General features: G+C 71.8%; 18 protein-coding genes and 1 pseudogene. 10 read left to right on the top strand and 9 right to left on the bottom strand.

The annotated features are described in order from the left end of the window. Positions 1–8: 8 nt before the first annotated feature. From AB0I28_RS07085 to AB0I28_RS07070, 4 genes are read right to left on the bottom strand one after another with little or no spacing between them, the layout of a single operon-like run. Positions 9–1184 (bottom strand): ABC transporter permease, encoded by a 1176-nt coding sequence (locus AB0I28_RS07085; RefSeq protein ID WP_357490422.1) that lies wholly within the window; start codon positions 1182–1184, stop codon positions 9–11. Then, entirely contained in the window at positions 1171–1848 is a 678-nt protein-coding gene (locus AB0I28_RS07080) for an ABC transporter ATP-binding protein (RefSeq protein ID WP_357490419.1), read from the bottom strand. Before AB0I28_RS07080 ends, AB0I28_RS07085 begins: the two co-directional genes overlap by 14 nt. Further along, positions 1845–2888 (bottom strand): peptidoglycan-binding domain-containing protein, encoded by a 1044-nt coding sequence (locus tag AB0I28_RS07075; protein ID WP_357490416.1) that lies wholly within the window; start codon positions 2886–2888, stop codon positions 1845–1847. The genes AB0I28_RS07080 and AB0I28_RS07075 overlap by 4 nt, the downstream gene beginning before the upstream one ends. Continuing rightward, a complete protein-coding gene (locus AB0I28_RS07070; RefSeq protein ID WP_357490414.1) occupies positions 2888–3388 on the bottom strand; it encodes a hypothetical protein in 501 nt (166 codons plus the stop codon). Before AB0I28_RS07070 ends, AB0I28_RS07075 begins: the two co-directional genes overlap by 1 nt. A 109-nt stretch (positions 3389–3497) precedes the next feature. Here AB0I28_RS07070 and AB0I28_RS07065 point away from each other — a divergent pair, with 109 nt between their 5' ends. From AB0I28_RS07065 to AB0I28_RS07055, 3 genes and pseudogenes are all read left to right on the top strand, one after another. Further along, positions 3498–4154 (top strand): response regulator transcription factor, encoded by a 657-nt coding sequence (locus tag AB0I28_RS07065; protein WP_357490412.1) that lies wholly within the window; start codon positions 3498–3500, stop codon positions 4152–4154. Then, on the top strand, positions 4151–5302 hold the full coding sequence (locus AB0I28_RS07060) for a HAMP domain-containing sensor histidine kinase (RefSeq protein WP_357490410.1): 1152 nt from the start codon (positions 4151–4153) through the stop codon (positions 5300–5302). Before AB0I28_RS07065 ends, AB0I28_RS07060 begins: the two co-directional genes overlap by 4 nt. 42 nt (positions 5303–5344) lie before the next feature. Then, positions 5345–6207, top strand: a pseudogene (locus AB0I28_RS07055) (IS5 family transposase). Positions 6208–6478: 271 nt separating this feature from the next. Here AB0I28_RS07055 and AB0I28_RS07050 read toward each other — a convergent pair. Together AB0I28_RS07050 and AB0I28_RS07045 are read right to left on the bottom strand one after the other, a co-directional pair. After that, positions 6479–7141, bottom strand: a complete 663-nt coding sequence (locus AB0I28_RS07050; protein ID WP_357490862.1) for a response regulator transcription factor — start codon at positions 7139–7141, stop codon at positions 6479–6481. Between the two features lie 5 nt (positions 7142–7146). Then, the gene (locus AB0I28_RS07045; protein ID WP_357490407.1) at positions 7147–8358 is read right to left on the bottom strand and encodes a sensor histidine kinase; all 1212 of its coding nucleotides are present in this window, start codon (positions 8356–8358) and stop codon (positions 7147–7149) included. Between the two features lie 166 nt (positions 8359–8524). Here AB0I28_RS07045 and AB0I28_RS07040 point away from each other — a divergent pair, with 166 nt between their 5' ends. Both AB0I28_RS07040 and AB0I28_RS07035 read left to right on the top strand, forming a co-directional pair. After that, positions 8525–9469 carry an ABC transporter ATP-binding protein gene (locus AB0I28_RS07040; RefSeq protein WP_357490405.1) on the top strand — a complete coding sequence of 315 codons (945 nt, stop codon included), beginning with the start codon at positions 8525–8527 and terminating at the stop codon, positions 9467–9469. Then, positions 9466–10293 carry an ABC transporter permease gene (locus AB0I28_RS07035; protein ID WP_357490403.1) on the top strand — a complete coding sequence of 276 codons (828 nt, stop codon included), beginning with the start codon at positions 9466–9468 and terminating at the stop codon, positions 10291–10293. The genes AB0I28_RS07040 and AB0I28_RS07035 overlap by 4 nt, the downstream gene beginning before the upstream one ends. An 18-nt stretch (positions 10294–10311) precedes the next feature. On the opposite strand, the gene AB0I28_RS07030 is transcribed toward AB0I28_RS07035, so the two are convergent. Together AB0I28_RS07030 and AB0I28_RS07025 are read right to left on the bottom strand one after the other, a co-directional pair. Then, positions 10312–10971 carry a response regulator transcription factor gene (locus AB0I28_RS07030; protein ID WP_357490401.1) on the bottom strand — a complete coding sequence of 220 codons (660 nt, stop codon included), beginning with the start codon at positions 10969–10971 and terminating at the stop codon, positions 10312–10314. Continuing rightward, the gene (locus AB0I28_RS07025) at positions 10968–12140 is read right to left on the bottom strand and encodes a sensor histidine kinase (protein ID WP_357490399.1); all 1173 of its coding nucleotides are present in this window, start codon (positions 12138–12140) and stop codon (positions 10968–10970) included. The genes AB0I28_RS07030 and AB0I28_RS07025 overlap by 4 nt, the downstream gene beginning before the upstream one ends. Positions 12141–12306: 166 nt before the next feature. On the opposite strand from AB0I28_RS07025, the gene AB0I28_RS07020 reads away from it, so the two are divergent. The 5 genes from AB0I28_RS07020 (at position 12307) to AB0I28_RS07000 (ending at position 17978) form a co-directional block, all read left to right on the top strand. Beyond that, positions 12307–13209: an ATP-binding cassette domain-containing protein gene (locus AB0I28_RS07020; protein WP_357490396.1), complete on the top strand. Its 903-nt coding sequence runs from the start codon at positions 12307–12309 to the stop codon at positions 13207–13209. After that, the gene (locus AB0I28_RS07015; RefSeq protein ID WP_357490394.1) at positions 13206–14009 is read left to right on the top strand and encodes a hypothetical protein; all 804 of its coding nucleotides are present in this window, start codon (positions 13206–13208) and stop codon (positions 14007–14009) included. The genes AB0I28_RS07020 and AB0I28_RS07015 overlap by 4 nt, the downstream gene beginning before the upstream one ends. Further along, complete coding sequence (locus tag AB0I28_RS07010; RefSeq protein ID WP_357490392.1) at positions 14006–14791, top strand: hypothetical protein; 786 nt, start codon at positions 14006–14008, stop codon at positions 14789–14791. Before AB0I28_RS07015 ends, AB0I28_RS07010 begins: the two co-directional genes overlap by 4 nt. Positions 14792–16454: 1663 nt before the next feature. Next, positions 16455–16799 carry a hypothetical protein gene (locus AB0I28_RS07005; RefSeq protein WP_357490390.1) on the top strand — a complete coding sequence of 115 codons (345 nt, stop codon included), beginning with the start codon at positions 16455–16457 and terminating at the stop codon, positions 16797–16799. A gap of 276 nt (positions 16800–17075) precedes the next feature. Continuing rightward, the gene (locus AB0I28_RS07000) at positions 17076–17978 is read left to right on the top strand and encodes a transglutaminase-like domain-containing protein (RefSeq protein ID WP_357490388.1); all 903 of its coding nucleotides are present in this window, start codon (positions 17076–17078) and stop codon (positions 17976–17978) included. 88 nt (positions 17979–18066) lie between these two features. Here AB0I28_RS07000 and AB0I28_RS06995 read toward each other — a convergent pair whose 3' ends face one another. Further along, positions 18067–20199, bottom strand: coding sequence for a PhoX family phosphatase (locus tag AB0I28_RS06995; RefSeq protein WP_357490386.1), 2133 nt, complete (start codon positions 20197–20199; stop codon positions 18067–18069). Between the last annotated feature and the right edge of the window lie 118 nt (positions 20200–20317).

The raw sequence follows: 20317 nt of genomic DNA, 5'->3' as shown, positions 1-20317 counted from the left end.
AGACGTGCTCACGGCACCGCGAGGGCCTCCGTCGGCGACAGGCGCGCGGCCTTCGCCGCCGGGTACCAGCCCGCGACCGCGCCGATGAGCACCGTCGCGGCGAACCCGCCGAGCAGCACCCACGCCGGTATCGCCACCGGCCAGTCCTTCCAGAGCGCGTAGGAGGCGGTCACGGCCGCGCCGAGGACCACTCCCCCGGCGCCGCCGAGCAGTGACAGCAGCGCCGACTCCATCAGGAACTGCGCCCGCACGTCGCCGCGAGTGGCGCCGATCGAGCGTCGCAACCCGATCTCGCCCCGGCGTTCCAGCACCGAGATGACCATCGTGTTGGCGACGCCGACCCCGCCGACGACCAGCGCCACCGCGCCGAGCCCGAGCAACAGGCCGGTGAAGGCCTCGTCGGTGGCGGCCTTGGCGGCCAGCGCGTCCGAGGGCCGCGACACGTCGACCTCCTCGGGGTGCTCGGGGTAGGCGGTGGCGCCCAGCACCGCCTGGACGTCGGCGATCGCGCTCTCCTCGGCGCGGGTGTAGACGGTGGTGGCGTGCGCGTCGAAGTCCAGATAGGACTCCGCCGCGGGCCAGCCGACCAGCGCCGACGCGTCGAGTTCGGGCGCCAGCTCGACGGGGTCGAGGATCCCGATCACGGTGAACCACTGACCGCCCAGCCAGACCTGCACCCGGGCGTCGGCGGCGCCGATCCCGAGCCGCTCGGCGGTCTTCGCGCCGAGCACGACCGTCGGGTAGCCGGCCGTGGCCGGGTCGAGCCAGTGTCCACTCTCGACGGAACCGCCGACGACGTCGAGGAGGTTCAGCCGGGCGGCGCGCACGCCGATGCTGTTGGTGCGGCCGGGATCGACACGGTCGTTGCGGTAGACCGCGGTGTCGGCGAGCATCCCGGTCGCCGACAGGGAGGTGACCGGCCCGATCGCGCCGATCATCTCCTCGGCCGACAGCGGAAGCTGGGAGGCGTCCCCGAACAGCGACTGCCCGGGCGCGACCGTCAGCAGGTTGGTGCCCAGCCGGTCGAGCTTCTGATTGAGCAGCTCCTGGCTGGAGGCCGAGATGCCCACGACGGCGACCATCGCGGCGATCCCGATCGCGATACCGACCGCCGAGAGCACCGCCCGCAGCGGCCGGGCCCGCAGGCCGTGCGCGCCGACGCGGAACGTGTCAGCCCACCGCATCGTCGACCACCTTTCCGTCGCGCATCACGATCCGCCGGGGCAGGGCCGCGGCGATGTCACGGTCGTGGGTGATGACCACGACCGTCGTCCCGCCCGAATGCAGGTCCCGCAACAGATCCATCACGGCGGCGCCGGAGGCGGAGTCGAGGTTGCCGGTGGGTTCGTCGGCCAGCAGCAGCGAGGGCCCGCCGACGATCGCGCGAGCGATCGCCACGCGCTGCCGCTCACCGCCCGACATCTCATGTGGACGGTGGCCGGTGCGGTGGCCGAGGCCGACCCGTTCAAGGGCCTCGGCGGCCCGGTGGCGCCGTTCCGGCCGCGCGACGTCGGCGTAGAGCAGCCCGTCGGCGACGTTGTCGACCGCCGACACTCCGGGCGCCAGGTGGAACTGCTGGAAGACGAAGCCCAGCTCGGCCGCCCGCAGCCGCGACAGATCCCGGTCACTCAGCCGCGCCACGTCCTTCCCCGCCACCGTCACGGTTCCCGAACTCGGCCCGTCGAGAGTCCCGGCGAGGTTGAGCAGCGTCGACTTCCCCGAGCCCGAGGGACCGACGATCGCGGCGAGTTCGCCCCGCCCGATCGTCAGCGACACGTCGTCGAGGGCGGTCACCCCACCGGCATAGGACTTGGTGACCCGCTCCAGCGTCACGAGACCACCGCTCATGACGGCAGCCCCACTGTCACGCCCTCGGCCACGCCGGCGCCGCTGACCTCGACCAGGCCGGCGGCGAACATGCCCGCCTCGACGGCGACGATCCGCGTCGAGGAGCCCTCCACGATCTGTAGCCCGTATCCGCCTTCCCGCAAGGCGAGCAGCGCCTCGACCGGCACGACCAGCACGTCCTCGCGGGTCTCGGCGGTCAGCTCGACCTTGACCGGTGCGGAGTCGAGCGAGCCGAGCGCCTTCTGGTCCTTTATGGACACCGTGACCTCGATCGTGTCGGCGGTCCCGGCGTCGCCGGCGGCCTCGACGGTCGTGCCGATCGCGTCGACCTCGCCGTCGACGGCCGAGCCGTCGGGCAGCGTGACCCTCACCGGCAGTTCCTTCTCCACCAGGTCCTGATCGGCCACGTCGAGGGCGACGCTCACCTCGCGCTTCTTGCTGGTGTAGCCCAGAACCGGGCCGCCGGCCTGGCCGCCCACGGTCGCGGTGAGCTCGGCGACGCGCACGGCGCCGTCGGCGAACACCACCCGGCCCGGCTCGACCGTCCCGGTCTCGGGAAGGCCCGCGTCGTCCTGCCAGGCGCGCACGGCGTCGGCGGTCGCGCCGGTGAAGTCGGCGTCGACGGTGAACCCGGTGTACCCGAGCTCGGCGAGGTTCTCCTCCAGCTGCCGTGCGTCGGGGCCGCTCACGCCCGCCGACAGCGGACGCCACAAGGGAAGCAGCCCGTACATGACCACCACCGCGTCGTTGTCCACTTTGTACAGCGGTTTGCCGCGCCTGACGGTCGCGCCGACCTCCGGCAGCCACGTCACCGTCCCCGAGACCGCGCCCGACAGCGCCGTCACGTCCCCGTAGGTCAGCGTCCCGTCGACGCGCTCGGTGCGCACCAGGTCCTGCCGCTTGACCTCCGTCGTCCCCGGCGGCAGGCCACTCGACGCGGCCTCCTCACCGCCGCCGGTCAGCCCGACACCCACGCCCGCCGCTCCGACGGCCAGCACCGCGGCGACTCCGGCGGCCGTCCACAGCCGCTTGCCGCGCATCACTCTCCCCGCAATCCGGACAGCAGGTCCTGGCAGGCGTTCATCGCGGTCTTGAAGTCCGGGTCGTCGAGGAGTTCGGGATCGAACTGCGGCTTGCCGTCGGCGGTCGGGTCGGGCATGTCCACGCCCTGCTCGCGCATGCAGTCGACGAACTTCTGCATCTGCTCCTGCGCCGCCGGGTCCAGCTCGGCGGGCTCGCCCCCGCCGGGCAACTTGTCGCGGCAGGCGTCGACGGCCTCGGGGTTGTCGATGAAGTAGTCGCGCAGTTCGAGCATGTTGCCGCCGGGTCCGGGGTCGGGCATGTCCACGCCCTGCTCGCGCATGCAGTCGACGAAGAGCCGAAGCGCCTCCTCCTCGCTGAGCTCCGCCGGCGCCGACTCGCTCCCGGCGGGCGCCTCGCCGTTGGCCGTCGCCACGTCCGCCCCGTCGTCCGACCCGCAGGCCGAGAGCAGGAGCAGCGCGGCGGCCGCAGCGGTCGCGGCCCAGGTACGTCGTCTCATCGGGAGACCTCCTTCACGTGTGCGGTGAAGTGAAGTCCGCGGGCCATGTGGTGGGCGTCAACGCGAGTCCTTACGCCGCCCTTACGCCCCGGCGGGGAGACTCGACAGCATGCGCGTACTGGTGGTCGAGGATGAGCGGATGCTGGCCGACGCCATCGCCGAGGGCCTGCGGGCCGAGGCGATGGCCGTCGACGTCTGCTACGACGGCGACTCGGCGCGGACGAGGCTGGCCGTCTACGACTACGACGTCGCCGTCCTCGACCGCGACCTGCCGGGCATGGGCGGCGACGAGCTGTGCCGCCGTGTCGCCGCGGGCGAGCACCACACGCGGGTGCTGATGCTGACGGCCGCCACGGAGGTCGCCGACCGCGTGCACGGCCTGTCGATCGGCGCCGACGACTACCTCGGGAAGCCCTTCGCGTTCGCCGAGCTGACCGCACGGGTCAGGGCGCTGGCCCGCAGGTCGGCACCGGCGGCGCCGCCGGTGCTGGACCGGGCCGGGATCTCCCTGGACACCGTCCGGCGGCAGGTGTTCCGCGACGGTCGCTACGTGCCGCTGTCGAACAAGGAGTTCGGGGTCCTCGCCGAACTGATGCGCGCCGACGGCGCGGTCGTGTCTGCCGAGCGGCTGCTGGAGAAGGTCTGGGACGAGCACATCGACCCGGCCACGAACGTCGTGCGGGTGACGATGATGACCCTGCGGCGCAAACTGGCCGACCCTCCCGTCATCGAGACCCTCGCCGGAGTGGGGTACGTGATCCGATGAGACTGCGCACGCGGCTGACGCTGCTCTACGGCGGTTCCTTCCTGCTCGCCGGCGGGGTGCTCATCGCCGTGGTCTACTTCCTGGTCCGCGAGCGCCTGTACTCCTCGGGTCTGACGCGCGCGGAGATGTCCCGGCTCGGCGAGCTCGATGTCGGGCAGCTGCCCGAGGGCAAGGACGACGTGCTGGCGCTGGTCAACGGCCTGATCGAGCGGCAGGACGCGGCCCGGGCGGCGACGCTGGAGTCGCTGCTGGTGTGGTCGGTCGTGGCGCTGGTGCTGGTAGGGCTGCTCTCGGTGGGTTTCGGGTGGTTGATGGCCGGGCGGGTGCTGCGGCCCATCGGGGCGATCACCGAAACCGCGCGGCGGGTCGCCGACCGCAACCTGCACGAGCGCATCAACCTCTCGGGGCCCGGGGACGAGCTCAAGCGGCTCGCCGACACCTTCGACGAGATGCTGGAGCGGCTGGACCGGGCCTTCGACGGGCAGCGGCGTTTCGTGGCCAACGCCTCGCACGAGTTGCGCACGCCGCTGGCGATCAACCGGACGCTGCTGGAGGTCGCGGCGGCACGGCCCGACCCCGACGGGCGCGTCGGTGATCTGACGGCGAACCTGCTGGCGGTCAACGTCCGGCACGAGCGGCTCATCGACGGACTGCTCACGCTGGCCGGTTCGGACCGCTCGGTGGCGCGGCCGGTGCCGGTGGACCTCGCCGACGTCGTCGCGCACGTCGCCGGGCAGCTCGGCGCGGAGGCCACCGCGGCCGGTGTCGAAGTGGAGGTGGCGGGCGGGCCCGCTGTGGCCCTGGGCGACGCGACGCTGCTGGAGCGGCTGGCGCAGAACCTGGTCGCCAACGCCATCCGGCACAACCACCCCGGCGGCACCGTCACGGTGGAGACCGCGGCAAGGGCCGGGCGAGCGGTGCTGACGGTCGCCAACACCGGGCCGCAGGTGCCCGCCTACGAGATCCCCGCGCTGTTCGAGCCCTTCCGGCGCGGCGAGGGCCACGACCGGGTGGAGTCGGCCAGGGGCGTGGGACTGGGGCTGTCCATCGTCGACGCGGTGGTGCGCGCCCACGAGGGCACCATCGAGATCACCGCGCGCGAGGCGGGCGGTCTCGTCGTGCGCGTCGAGATGGCCGAGGCGGGCTAGGGCGTGTCCTGGTGATCAAGTAGGGGTGTCCACAATGGTGTTGTGGTACGTCGTGGTGAGTTGACGGATGCTGCGTGGTTGGTCATCGAGCCGTTGCTGCCCAGGCCGGGGACGTCTCGGGCCCGGTGGCGTGATCACCGTCAGGTGATCAACGGGATTCTCTGGAAGCTGCGGACAGGTGCTCCATGGCGTGACCTGCCCGAACGCTTCGGTCCGTGGAAGACCTGTCATGAACGGCTTCGCCGCTGGACCGCCGATGGGACCTGGGACAAGATCCTCGCGAGCGTGATCGTCCACGACGACGGGCAACCGGTCGAATGGGTCATCAGCGTCGACTCGAGCGTGGTGCGGGCGCATCAGCACTCAGCCGGCGCCCGCAAAAAGGGGGATCTACGGGGTCGTCGCCGCCCGCACTGAACGGAGAGGCGATCGGTCGGTCGCGTGGCGGGTTGTCCACGAAGATTCACCTTGCGGCCGATGGGCGCGGCAGGCCGTTGTCGATCCTGCTGACACCGGGTCAGGCCGGGGACAACCCGATGCTGTTCCCGTTGCTGGAGGCGATCGCGGTCCCGACGGGGAAACCCGGCTGGCCACGCCGCCGCCCTGACCTGCTCCTCGCCGACAAGGGCTATGCCCATGATTCGACCAGGCACCGCCTACGGCGGCGCGGCATCCGCCACGTGATTCCCGAACGCCTCGACACGATCAACCGCCGCATCGCGAAAGGCTCACGCGGCGGGCGGCCACCAGGGTTCGACAAGGCCGCCTACAAGCAGCGCAACGTCGTCGAACGCTGCTTCAACCGCCTGAAGCAGTGGCGCGACCTGGCCACCCGCTACGCCAAACGCGCATCCATCTACCAAGCCAGCCTTACCATCGCCGCCATCATGATCTGGCTCCCATGATCACCCGGACACGCCCTAGACGGCACAGGCAGACCCGAGAGGGCCAGCCAGAGCAGAAGGGCTCCGGCAGACCAGCAGACCAGAGGCGACCGCACGGGCAAGGCGGGCAGGTCAGGCAGGGTGTCGGGGTGGCTTCCCAGGCATCCGTGTCGCCCTGCACCCCCGCTGCGACGGCACACCGCAACCGCTCGGGCGGCCGCCCACCGCTCCCGCCCCCACCGCCACCCGCCTCGCCGGCCCATCTCACCCCGCCTCACCCGCCTGTCGGCGGCTACTTCTCGCCTACCCCGACCAGGCCCGACTCGTAGGCGATGATCACCAGCTGCGCGCGGTCGCGCGCGCCGAGCTTGGCCAGCAGGCGGCCGATGTGCGTCTTCACCGTCGCCTGGCTCAGGTGCAGGTGCGCGGCGAGGTCGGCGTTCGACAGACCGCGCGCGATCAGCGTCAGCACCTCCCTTTCGCGCTCGGTGACCCCGGCGAGTTCGGCCTTGAGTTCGGCCGAGGGCGTGCGGGGGCGCCCGGCGAACTCCGCGATCAGCCGCCGTGTCACCGAGGGCGCCAGCAGGCCCTCTCCCGAGGCGACCACCCGGATCGCCGAGAGCAGTTCGCCCGGCGGGGTGTCCTTGAGCAGGAAGCCGCTGGCACCGGCGCGCAGCGCGGAGTACACGTAGGCGTCGAGGTCGAAAGTGGTCAGCATCAGCACGCGCGTCCCGCCGCCGGCGGCGGTGATGCGGCGGGTCGCCTCGATGCCGTCCATCTCCGGCATGCGCACGTCCATGAGCACCACGTCCGGTGAGGTCCGCGCGGCCAGTTCCACCGCCCGGGCACCGTTGTCGGCCTCACCGACGACCTCCAGGTCCGGTGCCGTGTCGACCAGCAGGCGGAAGCTCCCGCGCAGCAGCGCCTGATCGTCGACGATCAGCACCTTCACCAGTTCGCTCACGCCGTCTCCTCCCCGCGCTCGGCCCCGAGGGCACCGGCGTAGGGGATCCGCGCGCTGACCGCGAAGCCCCCGCCGGGTCTTCGCCCGGCCTCGAACACGCCGTCGTACATCATCACCCGCTCGCGCATCCCGGCCAGGCCGTGGCCCGGTTCGTCGCTGAAACGTTCGGGCAGGGCGCGGTGGCCGGGCCCGTCGTCGGTGACCTCGATCCGCACCTCCCCCTCCCTGCCGGTGACCACGACCCGGCAGTCCGCCGGTGCGGCGTGCTTGACGACGTTGGTCAACGCCTCCTGCACGATGCGGTACACGGCCAGCGCCACACCGTCGGGAAGTCCATCCACACCGGACACCTCCAGGGTGACGCCGACACCCGCCTGTCTGGCGCGCTCGGCGAGGGCGGGAACGTCGGCGAGGCCCGGAGCGGGTGCGAGGACGATCTCGTCGTCGCCTTCGGAGCGCAGGACGCCGAGCACGCGGCGCATCTCGGTGAGCGAACCGCGGCTGATCGTCTCGATGACCTGCAGGGCCTCCCGCGCCGCCTCGGGATGCTCGACGGCGACGTGGTTGGCGATGCCGGCCTTGACGGCGATGACGCTCAAGGAGTGCGCGACCACGTCGTGCATCTCGCGCGCGATCCGCAGGCGTTCGTCCACGATGGCCTTCTCCGTCCGTTCCTCGGTGTTGCGCATCTCGGCCAGCCGCATCCGCCGCGCTACGTGCCCGACCACCCAGGCGGCGGTGAGCGCGATGGCCAGGAAGCTCAGCAGCCCGACGACGTCGGCCTCGGTGGTGTGGTCGTACCCGATGGTGCTGAACAGCGCCAGCGCGGCCATCGCGATCGTCGCCACCAGCGCCAGCAGGGAGCGCAGGCGGTTCTCGGCGAGGGCGACCATGTACATGACCAGGATGGTCCCGGTGAAGGGCTCCCGGGTCATGCCGAACGCGGTGGCCAGGGCCGTGCAGGTGACGATCACGATCAGCGCGGGGATGGGCTGCCAGCGCCGCAGGGCCACCGAGGCACCGATGCCGACGGCCAGCAGCACCGCGACGATCACGGGCCCGCCGTAGTTGGGCCCGGCGTCGCCCGACTCGCTGGCGAAACCGAGGTAGATGGCCGACATCACGACGCCGACGATCACGTCGAGCACGATGAGATGCCAGGCGGCGGGCCACCTGGTCAGGCGCTTTCGGAGCTCGGCGTCGGTCACCATTCGAAGGTATCGGCGCTGATCATCGGGCGCATCGGACCGGTGGATGTCATACCCAGGTCCGATGGGAGGGCGGTTTCGCCGCTTGTCCTCCACCCTGGGTCGGAGGACGATTCCAGGCCACGGTCCGATGCGCTGACCAGGCCTTCCGCGCGATCGTTGGGACATGATCGAGGTCAGGCAACTCACGAAACGCTACGGCGCCAAGGCCGCCGTCGACAATCTCTCCTTCACCGTGCGGCCCGGCCGGGTCACCGGTTTCCTCGGCGCCAACGGGGCCGGGAAGTCCACGACCATGCGGGCGATCCTCGGCCTCGACCGGCCGACCTCGGGCAGCGCGCTCATCGACGGCCGCCCCTACGCCGAGATGCGCAACCCCGTCCACCACGTCGGGGCCCTCCTCGACGCCGGTGCCGTGCACGGCGGCCGCTCGGCCTTCAACCACCTGCTCTGCCTGGCGACCAGCAACGGCATCTCCGGCGCCCGCGTGACGCAGGTGCTGGATCAGGTCGGGCTGGCGGGTGTGGCGCGCAAACGCGTCGGCGGCTTCTCCCTCGGCATGAAGCAGCGCCTCGGGATCGCCGGAACCCTCCTGGGAGACCCCGGAATCCTCATGTTCGACGAGCCGGTCAACGGCCTCGACCCCGAGGGCATCCGCTGGATCCGCGAGTTCATGCGCGACCTGGCCGCCGAGGGACGCACGGTCCTGGTCTCCAGCCACCTCATGAGCGAGATGGCGCTGACCGCCGACCACGTCGTCATCATCGGCCGCGGGAAGCTCATCACCGAGGCGTCCATGGCCGAACTCGCCGAACGCCACCACAGAGGCGTGCTCGTCCGCACCCCGCAGGCGAGCGCGCTGTCGACCGCCCTGCGCGAGTCGGGCGCGGCGGTGGTGGCCGCCGCCGACGGGTCCCTCTCGGTGTCCGGCATGGAGGCCTCCGCCATCGGCGAGCTCGCCTTCGCGCGCGGTGTCGTGCTGCATGAGATCACCCCGCGCTCGGCCTCGCTGGAGGAGGCCTACATGGAACTGACCGACGACAGCGTCGAGTACCGCGCCACCCGCACCTCCCCGCGCGCGGCCGAAACCCCCGAAAGGAGCGCGGCATGAGCACCATCACCGCCACCCGCCCGGCAGCACCCCCCGCCGAGGTCAACACCTCGGGTCTGGCCCGCACGATCGCCTCGGAGTGGGTGAAACTGCGCTCGGTGCGTTCGACCCACATGTACCTGGGCGCCATCGTCCTGGCGGTGGCCCTCGGCGGCCTCGTCGCCTATCTGATGACCGCCGACTGGGACGCCTCCCCGGCCGAGGAGCAGGCGATGTTCGGCGGCGCCGACCCCGCCCAGCTCGCCTTCCCGATCGCCCAGTTCTGCCTGGCCGCGCTGGCCGCTCTGGCGATGACCTCGGAGTACGCCACCGGGATGATCCGCACCAGTCTCACCGCCGTGCCGGCGCGGGGCCGGATGCTGCTGTCGAAGGCCGTCGTCGTCACCGTCGTCACGGCCGTGACCGGGCTCGCCCTCACCCTGGTCTGCTTCTTCCTCGGCGCGGCGATCACCGGCGACAGACCGGCCCCGATCCGGGCGTGGGAGTCCTTCGGGGACGCCCTGCCGACGCTGCTGAGCCACTCGGCGGCGCTGGTGTCCATGGCGCTGGTCGGGCTGGGTCTCGGCGCGATCCTGCGGGCCACCGCCGGGGCGCTCGTCGCGATCACCGGGCTGTTGTTCGTGGTGCCGATCGCGGTGCAGTTCCTGCCGCGCGAGCTCGGCATGAAGATCTTCGCGACGCTGCCGATCGAGCTGCCCGGGCAGCTCGCCGGCACCGCGAGCGATCCGGTCTACTCGCAGCCCGCGGCCGCCGGGATCCTCGCGCTCTACGCCGCGGTCGCGCTGACCGCAGGCTGGCTACTGCTTCGGCGCCGTGACGCCTGAGCCGCCCGTCCCGTCTGGTCACCGTCTCGCCGCGGTGACCAGACCCGTCTCGTAGGCGACGATGACCAGCTGTGCCCGGTCGCGGGCCTGCAGCTTCGTGAACAGCCGCCCCACGTGCGACTTCACCGTCGCGAGGCTGACGTGCAGGTGCCCGGCGATCTCCTGGTTGGACATGCCACGCGCGATCAGGCCCAGCACCTCGCGCTCGCGTTCGGTGACGCCGTCGAGGCCGGTGGCCACCGGCGACTCCGGGCCCGGCTGCGCGGCGAAGTCGGCGATCAGGCGGCGGGTGACCACGGGCGCGAGCAGCGCCTCCCCGGCGGCGACGACGCGGATGGCGTTCAGGAGTTCGGCCGGGGGCGCGTCTTTGAGCAGGAAACCGCTCGCCCCTGCCCGCAGGGACTCGTAGACGTAGGAGTCGAGGTGGAACATGGTCAGGATCAGCACGCGCGTGGGCGAGGCCGCGCAGATGCGCCGGGTCGCCTCGATGCCGTCCATCTCCGGCATGCGCACGTCCATGAGGACGACGTCGGGCTCGATCGCGGCGGCCAGTTCAACGGCCTCCAGGCCGTTGCAGGCCTCACCGACGACGTCGAGGTCCCCCGCGCTGTCCACGAGCACCCGGAAGCTCCCGCGCAACAGCGCCTGGTCGTCGGCGATCAAGACCTTCGTGGTCACGTGTCCCCCTCGGTTCGATACGGCAGGGTCGCGGCCACCCGGAAACCGCCGCCTTGCATCCGCCCGGCGGTGAATTCGCCGCCGTAGACGGCGACCCGCTCGCGCATGCCCAGCATCCCGTGACCGCCGGGCCCCGGCGGGAGCAGGCGTCTGCCGGGCCCGCTGTCGGTGATCTCGACGGTCAGCACGCGGCCGTCGTCGGTGAGGCGGAGCAGGCAGTCGGCGGGGGCCGCGTGTTTGACCACGTTGGTCAGCGCCTCCTGGATTATCCGGTAGGCGGCCAGCTCGACGCCTTCGGGCAGCTCGCCGACCGAACTGGTGTCGGTGACGACCTGCACGCCGGCGGCCCGGGCGTGGTGGACGAGGGCCGGAACGGCCTTGAGGCCCGGGGAGGGGGCGCGCGGGTCCTCGCCCTGGTCCTCGGAACGCAGAAGGCTGAGCATCTGCCGCAGTTCGACAAGCCCGGCGCGGCTGGCGGCCTCGATCACCTGGAGGGCGTCGCGGGCCTCGTGCGGGTTCGTCTCGATGACATGGTTGGCCACACCCGCCTTGACGGCGATGACGCCCATGCTGTGGGCGACGACGTCGTGGAGCTCGCGGGCGATGCGCAGCCGTTCCTCGGCGGCGGCCTTCCCCGCGATCTGCTCACCGGCCCGCGCGGCGTAGAGGCGCCGCTCCCGCACCGCACGGCCCACCGTCCACGAGGCGCCGAGGACCGCGGCGCCGATGAGCAGGACGGTGAAATCGGCCGACCACCAATCGCGCGAGCCCACACCCGAGGAGCACACGATGATCAGCGCGCTGGTGACCCCGATGGCGAAGACCGGCTCCCAGCGCCGGCGGCGCTCGCGGACGGCGACGATGTACAGCGCCAGGGAGGCCGCGATGAGCGGCTCGCGGAGGATCCCGGCGGCGAGCGCCACGATGGTGGCGCACATGACCACGCCGAAGACGGGGATGGGCCACAGGCGGCGCACGGCGAGGGGCATGACGATGGCGGCCGCGGCGGCGAGGCGTGCACGGTAGTCGAAGGACGTGCCCTCGGCCGATGTCCCGATCCCGGCGAGCGCGAACGTGTAGAGCACCGCCAGGGCTGCGTCGGCGCCGATCAGCTGCGCGGCGGTGAGCCGGCGGCTGAACAGGGGGCGGATGTCCTCTTCGATGGCCACCTCTCCGACGGTAACGCCGCTGGTCGGCGAGCGCCTTGGACCCCGGGACGTCATACCGGGGGATGAGACGCGGCCGTTTCGGGCCCGCCTCCTAGACCCAGGGCGAAGCCGGGATTGCGGGTCTGGGACCGATGCCGCGAAAGCCTCCGTTCACCAGGCTTGAGACATGATCGAAGTCCACGAGTTGACCAAACGCTACGGCCGCACCGTCGCCGTCGACGGTCTGTCCTTCCAAGTGCGCCCCGGCCTGGTGACCGGCTTCCTCGGCCCCAACGGCGCCGGCAAGTCGACCACCATGCGCATGATCCTCGCCCTCGACGCCCCGGACTCGGGCAGCACTCTCGTCGACGGGCGCCCCTACGCGAGCATCAAGCGTCCGATGCACGTCGTCGGCGCCCTGCTTGACGCGTCCTCGGTGCATCCGGGGCGCAGCGCCCTCAACCACCTGCGGGCTCTTGCCCGCACCAACGGGATCGGGACCTCGGCGGTGGTCGCGGCGATCGAGCGGGTCGGGCTCGCCGGTGTCGCGCGCAAGAAGGTCGGCGGCTTCTCGCTGGGGATGAAGCAGCGGCTGGGCATCGCGGCGGCGCTGCTGGGGGACCCGTCGGTGCTGATGTTCGACGAACCGGTCAACGGCCTCGACCCCGAGGGCGTGCGCTGGATCCGGGAACTGATGCGGGGCCTGGCCGCCGAGGGGCGGACCGTGCTGGTGTCGAGCCACCTCATGAGCGAGATGCAGCTCACCGCCGACCGCCTGGTGATCATCGGTCGCGGGAAGCTGATCGAAGATGCCACCGTCGGTGAGCTGACCGATCGTTTCCAGCGGGGCGTGTTCGTCCGCAGCCCCCGTCTGGACGACCTGTCGGCGGTTCTGACCGCCGCCGGAGCGGAGGTCGCCGCCGAGAAGGGCGGCCTGTCCGTCCACGGACTCGCCGTCCCCGCCATCGGGGATCTGGCCGCCGGCAAGGGGATCGCACTGCACGAGGTCACCCCGCGCGGCGCGAGCCTCGAAGAGGCGTACATGCAGCTGACCGCCGAGAGCGTCGAGTACCGGGCGGTGTCGTCGTGACCGCTGTCATCTCGGCCGAATGGCTCAAACTGCGCTCGGTGCGCTCCACCCACTACATCGTCGGCGTCGCCGTCCTGCTCATCGGCGGGGCCGCGCTGCTGAGCCTCGCGCGGGTCACCGCCTGGGAGAACCTGAGCGCCGCGACACGCGCGGACAACACCGGCGGCGGCACCACCGAGGAGACGATCCTGCAGTTCATGCAGCTCCTCGGCGGGATCGTCGGCGTCCTCGCCTTCACCTCCGAGTACGCCACCGGCCTGATCCGCTCGACCTTCGCGGTCATGCCCCGGCGCCCCACTGTCCTGATCGCCAAGGCGGCCGTGGTCGCGGCCGGCTCGGCGCTGATGGCCACCGTGGTCGTCTTCTCCTCCTACGGGCTGAGCGAACTCATCGTCGGCGACCGCATGCCGGCGTATGAACCGAGCTTCACCGAGCAGCTCCCCTACCTGGCGGCCCTGGCCGGTTCGGTCGTGGTCGTGTCGCTGCTCGGCCTCGGCCTCGGCGCCGTGCTGCGCTCGGCGACGGGCGCGATCATGATCCTGGTCGTACTGATCTTCGTCGCCCAGATGGTCCTGTTGTTCCTGCCGGCGCCCTGGAAGCACTGGATCTACTCCGCGCTGCCGGTCGCCCTCCCCGACCAGCTCACCGGCGTCCCACCGCGCACGGCCGAGGCTCCGAACGGATCTGCCGTGCCGCACACGATGCTGTCGATCCCGGGGGCATGGGCCTTCGCGGTCGCCATCGTCGTGGCCTCCCTCGGCGCGGCCTGGGCCGCGATCAGCAGACGGGACGTGAAATGACGGGCCTCATCGCGGCCGAGTGGCTGAAGTTCCACTCGGTGCGGGCCACGCGGATCGTCGCCTGCGTCATCCCCGCCTCCATCGCCGGCGGCGCCGCGCTGACCTGGTACGTCGCCGACACCTGGGACAAGATGGCGCCCGCCGACCGGGACCAGGTCTCGATCGCCTCGGTGGAGGAGATAACCCTGTCGGTGAGTCAGCTGTGCTTCGCCATCCTCGGCGTCCTTGCGATGACCGCGGAGTACAAGACCGGTCTCATCCGCTCCACCTTCACCGCCGTCCCGTCCCGCCGCCTCGTCCTGGCGGCCAAGGCGATCGTCCTTGCCGCCACGGCCCTGGTCGTCGGCACCGCCACGTCCGTGCTCACCTACCTCGTCTGCGACGCGGTCATCGGCGAGCGCCCCATCCCCTACTACGACCAGCCCGCCGAACCCGCCGCGCTCCTCACCGCGGGTCCGTCGACCCTGGTCTTCGCCATGATCGGTCTCGGTCTGGGCACCCTCATGCGCTCGGCGGCCGGAGCCATCACCGCCATCGTCGGCCTCTGGTACGTGCTGCCCATCGTCGCCCTCAACCTCCCCGTCCCCTGGGACAGCCGGGTCGGGTCGGTGCTCCTCACCCGCCTCGACGCCCAACTCGCCGGTGTCGACCTGGTCGCCAAATACGGCGAAGGCATGCCCGCCGCCCTCCTGTCACCCCTCGCCGCCGCCATCGCCATGGCCGCCTACATCGCCGCCGCCCTCATCCCCGCCACCCTCACCATCCGCCGCGACCTCCGCTGACCCCGCTCCCACCGCCCCCACCGCCACCCTCCAACCCCTCCCGCTCTGCCCCCGCCCCTCCCCGCGGCGGGGGCAGAGCCCTCAACGCGTAGAGAACCGCTGGCGCGCCTGAGGCAGAGGCTGAGCGAGGAAGGTGGGCGAGGAAATGTGGGGAGAAGGTGGGACAGGTGGGCGGGGAGATGTGGGCGGGCCAGGTGGGCGCGAAGCGCAGGGTGCCGGTGAGGGGGCGGAGCGCGGAGGCGTGAAACGAAGGCACGGCCGCGCAGTGCGCATGCTGGAGCCGCCCCGGTTCACGAGGCGAGGCGAGGGCGCGCGGAGCCCTGCCGCAGGGTTGGAATGCGGCGCGGAGCGCGATGTGAGTGAAGGCGCGCGCGGCCCGGGCCCGGAACGCGAGGTGAGCTATGGCGCGCGCGCAGCCTCGCGAGCGGGGTGGGAGTGGGGCGCGGAGCGCGGGGTGGATGAGGGCGCGAAGCCCGGCCGCCGAACGCAAGGTGCGAAAGTCGCAAGCAGCCCCGGGGGCGGGGGGAGTGGGGCGCGAGGTGGATGAGGGCGCACGGAGCCCAGGCGCCGAACACAATGTGGGTCGGGCGCGTGCAGCCCAGGCGCGGAAGGCGAGGTGAGTAAGAGCGCGCGAAGCCCCGGCGCGGAGTGGGACTGGAGCACGAGGCGGTGAGGGCGCGCGAAGCCCAGACGCCGAACGCAGGGTGAGGCGAGGGCGCACGCAGCCCCGGGTGGGAATGGGGGTGTGGAGCGCGATGTGAGTGAAGGCGCGCAGCCCAGGCGCGGAACGCGAGGTGAGCAATGGCGCCCGCAGCCCCGGGAGCGGGGTGGGAGTGGGGCGCGGAGCGTGGGGCGGATGAGGGCGCGAAGTCCGGCCCCCGAACGCGGGGTGAGGCGAGGGCGCACGCAGCCCCGGCGCGGGTGGGACTGGAGCGCGGAACGCGAGGCGAGGCGATGCGATGCGAAGGCGCACGCAGCCCCGACGTGCGGTGGGGCGAGGGCGCGGCCGCGCAGGGCGAATGCAGGACCAGCCGCGGCCACAGCCGTGAAATGCGAGAGCGTGCCCGGAGCCAAGGCGGAACGGGCGCGCCCCGGCACACCAATGCGCCGATGCGCCGATGCGCCGATGGACACGAGATCAGCGTGCGAGCACGGGCCCTGGCCGGCGAATGGGAACTAGCGACACAACGAACAAGCGCGGCATGCGGGCACGGGCGTGGGCACAGGCACGGGCGTGGGCGGGCACGGGCGGGCACGGGCGGGCACGGGCGTAGGCACAGGCACAGGCACGGGCGTGGGCGGGCATGGGCGGGCATGGGCGGGCATGGGCGGGCATGGGCGGGCATGGGCGGGCATGGGCGGGCATGGGCACCGGCCATCGAACCCCCACCCAACCTCACCCAACCCCACCCCTGCCCCGCATGCCCCTCTGCGACGCTGACGCATGCCTCGTCCCTAAAGCGGCCCCTTCGTCTCCGTGCCCCTCCACCTCCTCCACCTCTTCCTTCCCGGCCTCACCTCCACCGACGTCGCCCTGCTGCGCTCCGCTGCCTCGGACCTCGATGCCCTCCCTCCCCCTCCCTCATCTGCCTCGCCACCCCCGCCTCTCGTCTGGGATTGGTGGCCGGCCAACGCATCCTTCCCGGGCGTCGCATTCGCCGGCATGGCGCTGATCATGTGCACGTCCGTCGTGCTCTCCGATCTCCGCAGCGGCGACGGCGTCGAGCTCGAACTCGCCGTCGGTTGGACGCCGGAGGGCACGTTGGCCGTCGACGCCGGCGTCGGCCTTCCCTGCTTCTGCGCCACCGAGCACGGCACGCACTATGCCGAGAGCCTCACCATCCCCATCCCCGTCCCCATCCCCGCCGGCATGGCGCTCCACCCGCTCCCGGCGGCCTTCGCGGCGGCCACCGCTCAGCTCGCCGAGTGGTCCGGGCAGTCGTCGTCCCCATCCCACTGGCGCGCGCTCGCCGGGTTGCCCGGGCCCTCCCTCGAACCCCCGCGCTGAATCCCACCGCTACCCGTCCGCGCCTCGCCCAGCGCCCGCGAGCGCCCGCCCAGCCCTCGCCAAACCCTCACCGCACGCCCTCACCATGACCACCCGAACCCCTCCCGCGAGCCGCCCGGTAGGTTCCACCCACCGAGCCGCGCACGAGCCGCGCACCACCCGCACACACGCAGCACACGGCCCGCGCACCACCCGCACGCCCCGCACACGAGCCCCACCCCCGTCCTGACCCACGCGCACATCCCCCGCAAGCCCAGCGATGAGGAGGTCCCCGAGATGCATGTGCTGAGCCGGCCCGAAGCGGGCTTCTACGGCACTCACAGCGTCGCCACCGACCCCGGCGGCGACGGCTGGTCCACCCTCAACGCGCTCAGCGGCTCACCCGCCGAGTTGGCGGCGGCCGTCCGCAACCTCGTCGTGCATCGCGAGGGGTGCGCCGACCTGGGCTTCACGCTGCCGCAGGAGCGCCGCAACGAGGCCGAGACGCGCTATCTCAGCGACATCCTCACCGTCCTCAAAGGACTCGGCGAGGGGGACGGCGGCATCGGCGAGGCCCGGGAGCCGAAGGCGCGCTTCGCCGGCACGTGTCGCGACTTCGCCCTGCTCTTTGCGGCCGCCTTGCGTCACAACGGAATCCCGGCCCGTCTGCGCTGCGGCTTCATGACCTACGGTCTCCCCGACTTCCACGGCGACCACTGGGTCACCGAGTACTGGCGGCCGGGGAAGGGCTGGACGCTCGCCGACCCCGAGTTCGGCGGCTACGACCCCGACTTCGACGCGATGGACGTCCCGCGTGACCGCTTCATCGTCGCCGGTGACGCCTGGCGTTCCTACCGCGAGGGCACGGCGGACCCGTCGAACTTCGGGATCCGCATCCCCGACGTCCTCGACCTGACGGGGCCGGCGATGCTGCGCGGCAACGTCGTGCGCGACCTCGCCGCGCTCAACAAGGTCGAGGTCCTTCCCTGGGACTGCTGGGGTCTGGCCGAAGGCGAGACCGAACCCGGCGACGCCGACCTCGCCCTGCTCGACCGGGTCGCCGACCTGGAGTCGGCGGGCGGCCCCTTCGAGGGCCTGCGCGACGCCTACCTCGACAACCCGGCCCTCAAGATCACCTCACCGGTCACCTCGTACACGACCTACGGCGGCGTGCGGATCGTCGAGATCCGCGGCGAGTGAACCGAAGGAGCCCGCATACCGCCGGCGCCCCGGGATTCCCGGGGCGCCGGCGTCACCATGGCGGGTGATCTTCTGAATCCAGCCTAAGTCACAGGCCGACGTCGCGTCCGTCCAGACGCCACGCGCAGACCACGGCCGGCTTGGCGTGGTCCCCGTTCGGCCAGGTCGATGCGGGATTGTCCACAGTGGCCCCGGTGACCTCGCCGGGGTGCTGCACGGCCACGAACACCGTCTTGTTGTCGTCGTGCACCCAGGGCCCGCAGGTCTCGGCACCGAAGGGCACCGAGAGGAACTGCCGCACGAAACCGCGCTCGGGGCCGGTCAGCGGAACGGCGAACAGCCCGTCGTTGCTGCCGAGGGCGTTGCCGTCGGTGGAGATCCACAGGTTCTTCCCCGACGCGTCGAAGGCGACGTTGTCGGGGCACGAGATCGGCGAGACCTTCGTCTTGTCGAAGCCGGCGAAGAACGTCGACGGGTCGGCCGGGTCGCCGCACACGATCGGCACGTCCCAGGTGAAGGTCTCGGCGGTCTGCTTCCCGTTGTCCTCGGTGATCTCGAAGATCTGCCCGTGCTTGTTGAGGTTGCGGGGGTTGGCCTCGTCGGCGCCGGGCTTGCCGGGCTTGCCGCGGTCGGTGTTGTTGGTCAGCGCGGCGTAGATCTTGCCGGTGGCGGGGTTGGGCTGCACGTCCTCGGGGCGGTCCATCTTGGTCGCGCCGACGATGTCGCCCGCCTGGCGGGTGTGCACCAGCACCTGGTCGACGGTCATGCCGGGCACGAGCGACTGGTTGCCGCGCACCAGCGGGATCCAGCGGCCGGTGCCGTTGAACTGACCGTCGGCGGGGAGCTTGCCGGTCCCGTCGATCTCGGCGGCGCTGGTGTACTCCAGTTTCGCGACGTAGAGGGTGCCGCTCTCCAGCAGGCGCAGGTTGTTCTCACGCGCCTTCCAGCTGTCGCCGGCCTTGAACTTGCGGTCGGAGACGAACTTGTACATGTAGTCGAAGCGCTCGTCGTCGCCCATGTAGACCACGGCGCGGCCGTCGGCGGCGAGGATCGCGTTGGCGCCCTCGTGCTTGAAGCGGCCCAGCGCGGTGTGCTTCTTCGGGGTCGAGTCGGGGTCGTAGGGGTCGACCTCGACGATCCAGCCGAAGCGGTTGGCCTCGTGGGGGTGCTTGGTCAGGTCGAAGCGCTCGTCGACGCGGTCGAAGCGGCGGTTGTCGGTGCCGTGGTGCTTGGTGGTGTCGATGCCGTAGCGGACCAGCGCGGGCTTGTCGGCCTCGGGAACGCCGTCGCCGCCGGTGAAGTACTGGTTGAAGTTCTCCTCGCCCGACAGCACGGTGCCCCACGGGGTGACGCCGCCGGCGCAGTTGTTGAGCGTCCCGTAGGGCGTGCGGCCGCGCGGGTCGGCGGCGGTCTTGAGCAGGGCGCTGCCGACGGCCGGCCCGGTGAACTCGAACTTCGTGCCGACGTGGATGCGGCGGTTGTCGCGGCGGTCGCGGCTGTCGGGGCGCCACTGGCCGGTCTCCTCGACACGGCGGAGCGCGACCACGGACATGCCGTGCGCGGCCATCGCGATCTCGATCTGCTCCAGCGGGGCGAGGTCGCCGCCGAGGTAGGAGCGGAACATCAGGATCTCGTTGGTGTACTCGTGGTTGGCGACCAGGATCGCGCGGTCGCGGTCGCGTCCGTTGGGCAGGACGCCGACGAAGTCGTTGTTGTAGCCGAACTGGCGGCGCTGGGCGCGCGCGCTCTGGCGGTCGATGTCGAACTCGGGAGCGTCGTGGGTGACCGCGTCGCCCCACTCGATGACGACGGCGGAGTCGTAGCCGTTGGGCACGATCACCGTGTCGAGGGTGTTGGGCGGGATCGCGCGGAAGGCGAGCTTCCCCTCGTGCTTGCCGTGGGAGGCGCCCTGCGCGAGGAGCGGCGCGGCGCCCGCGCCGGCGGCGGTGCCCTCGCCGGCCATGGCGGGGGTCGCGCCGGCGACACCGGCGGCGGCCGCCCCGAAAGCGATGGCGCCGACGGCACCGGCCCGCAGGACTCCGCGGCGGGAGGCGACGGCCTCGTTGACGATGTCGCCGAGGTAGGCGTTGTCCGACTCGTTGGGGACGGGGTGATCACAGGCGTTGCCGCACCGGAACCGGCACGTCATCGTGCTCCGGTTGGCGTGCCTGGTCTCCTTGGTGAACAAGGGAAGCAGGCGCCGACGTTGGGGGACGGTCACAGCAGGCTCCTCGCAGAGGTGGTCTTGATGGCCGCGACGTTAAGGGCCGGGGCGGAAGCTGCGGGGGACCGAAAGTGGACACGAGGTTAACGAGTGCGGATGCCTTCCGTGGTTTCCG

Origin of the sequence: Phytomonospora sp. NPDC050363, assembly GCF_040655735.1 — a bacterium.
Classification (GTDB): domain Bacteria; phylum Actinomycetota; class Actinomycetes; order Mycobacteriales; family Micromonosporaceae; genus Phytomonospora.
Note: the sequence above shows the minus strand (reverse complement) of the source record. Positions and strands in the feature narration are given on the sequence as shown.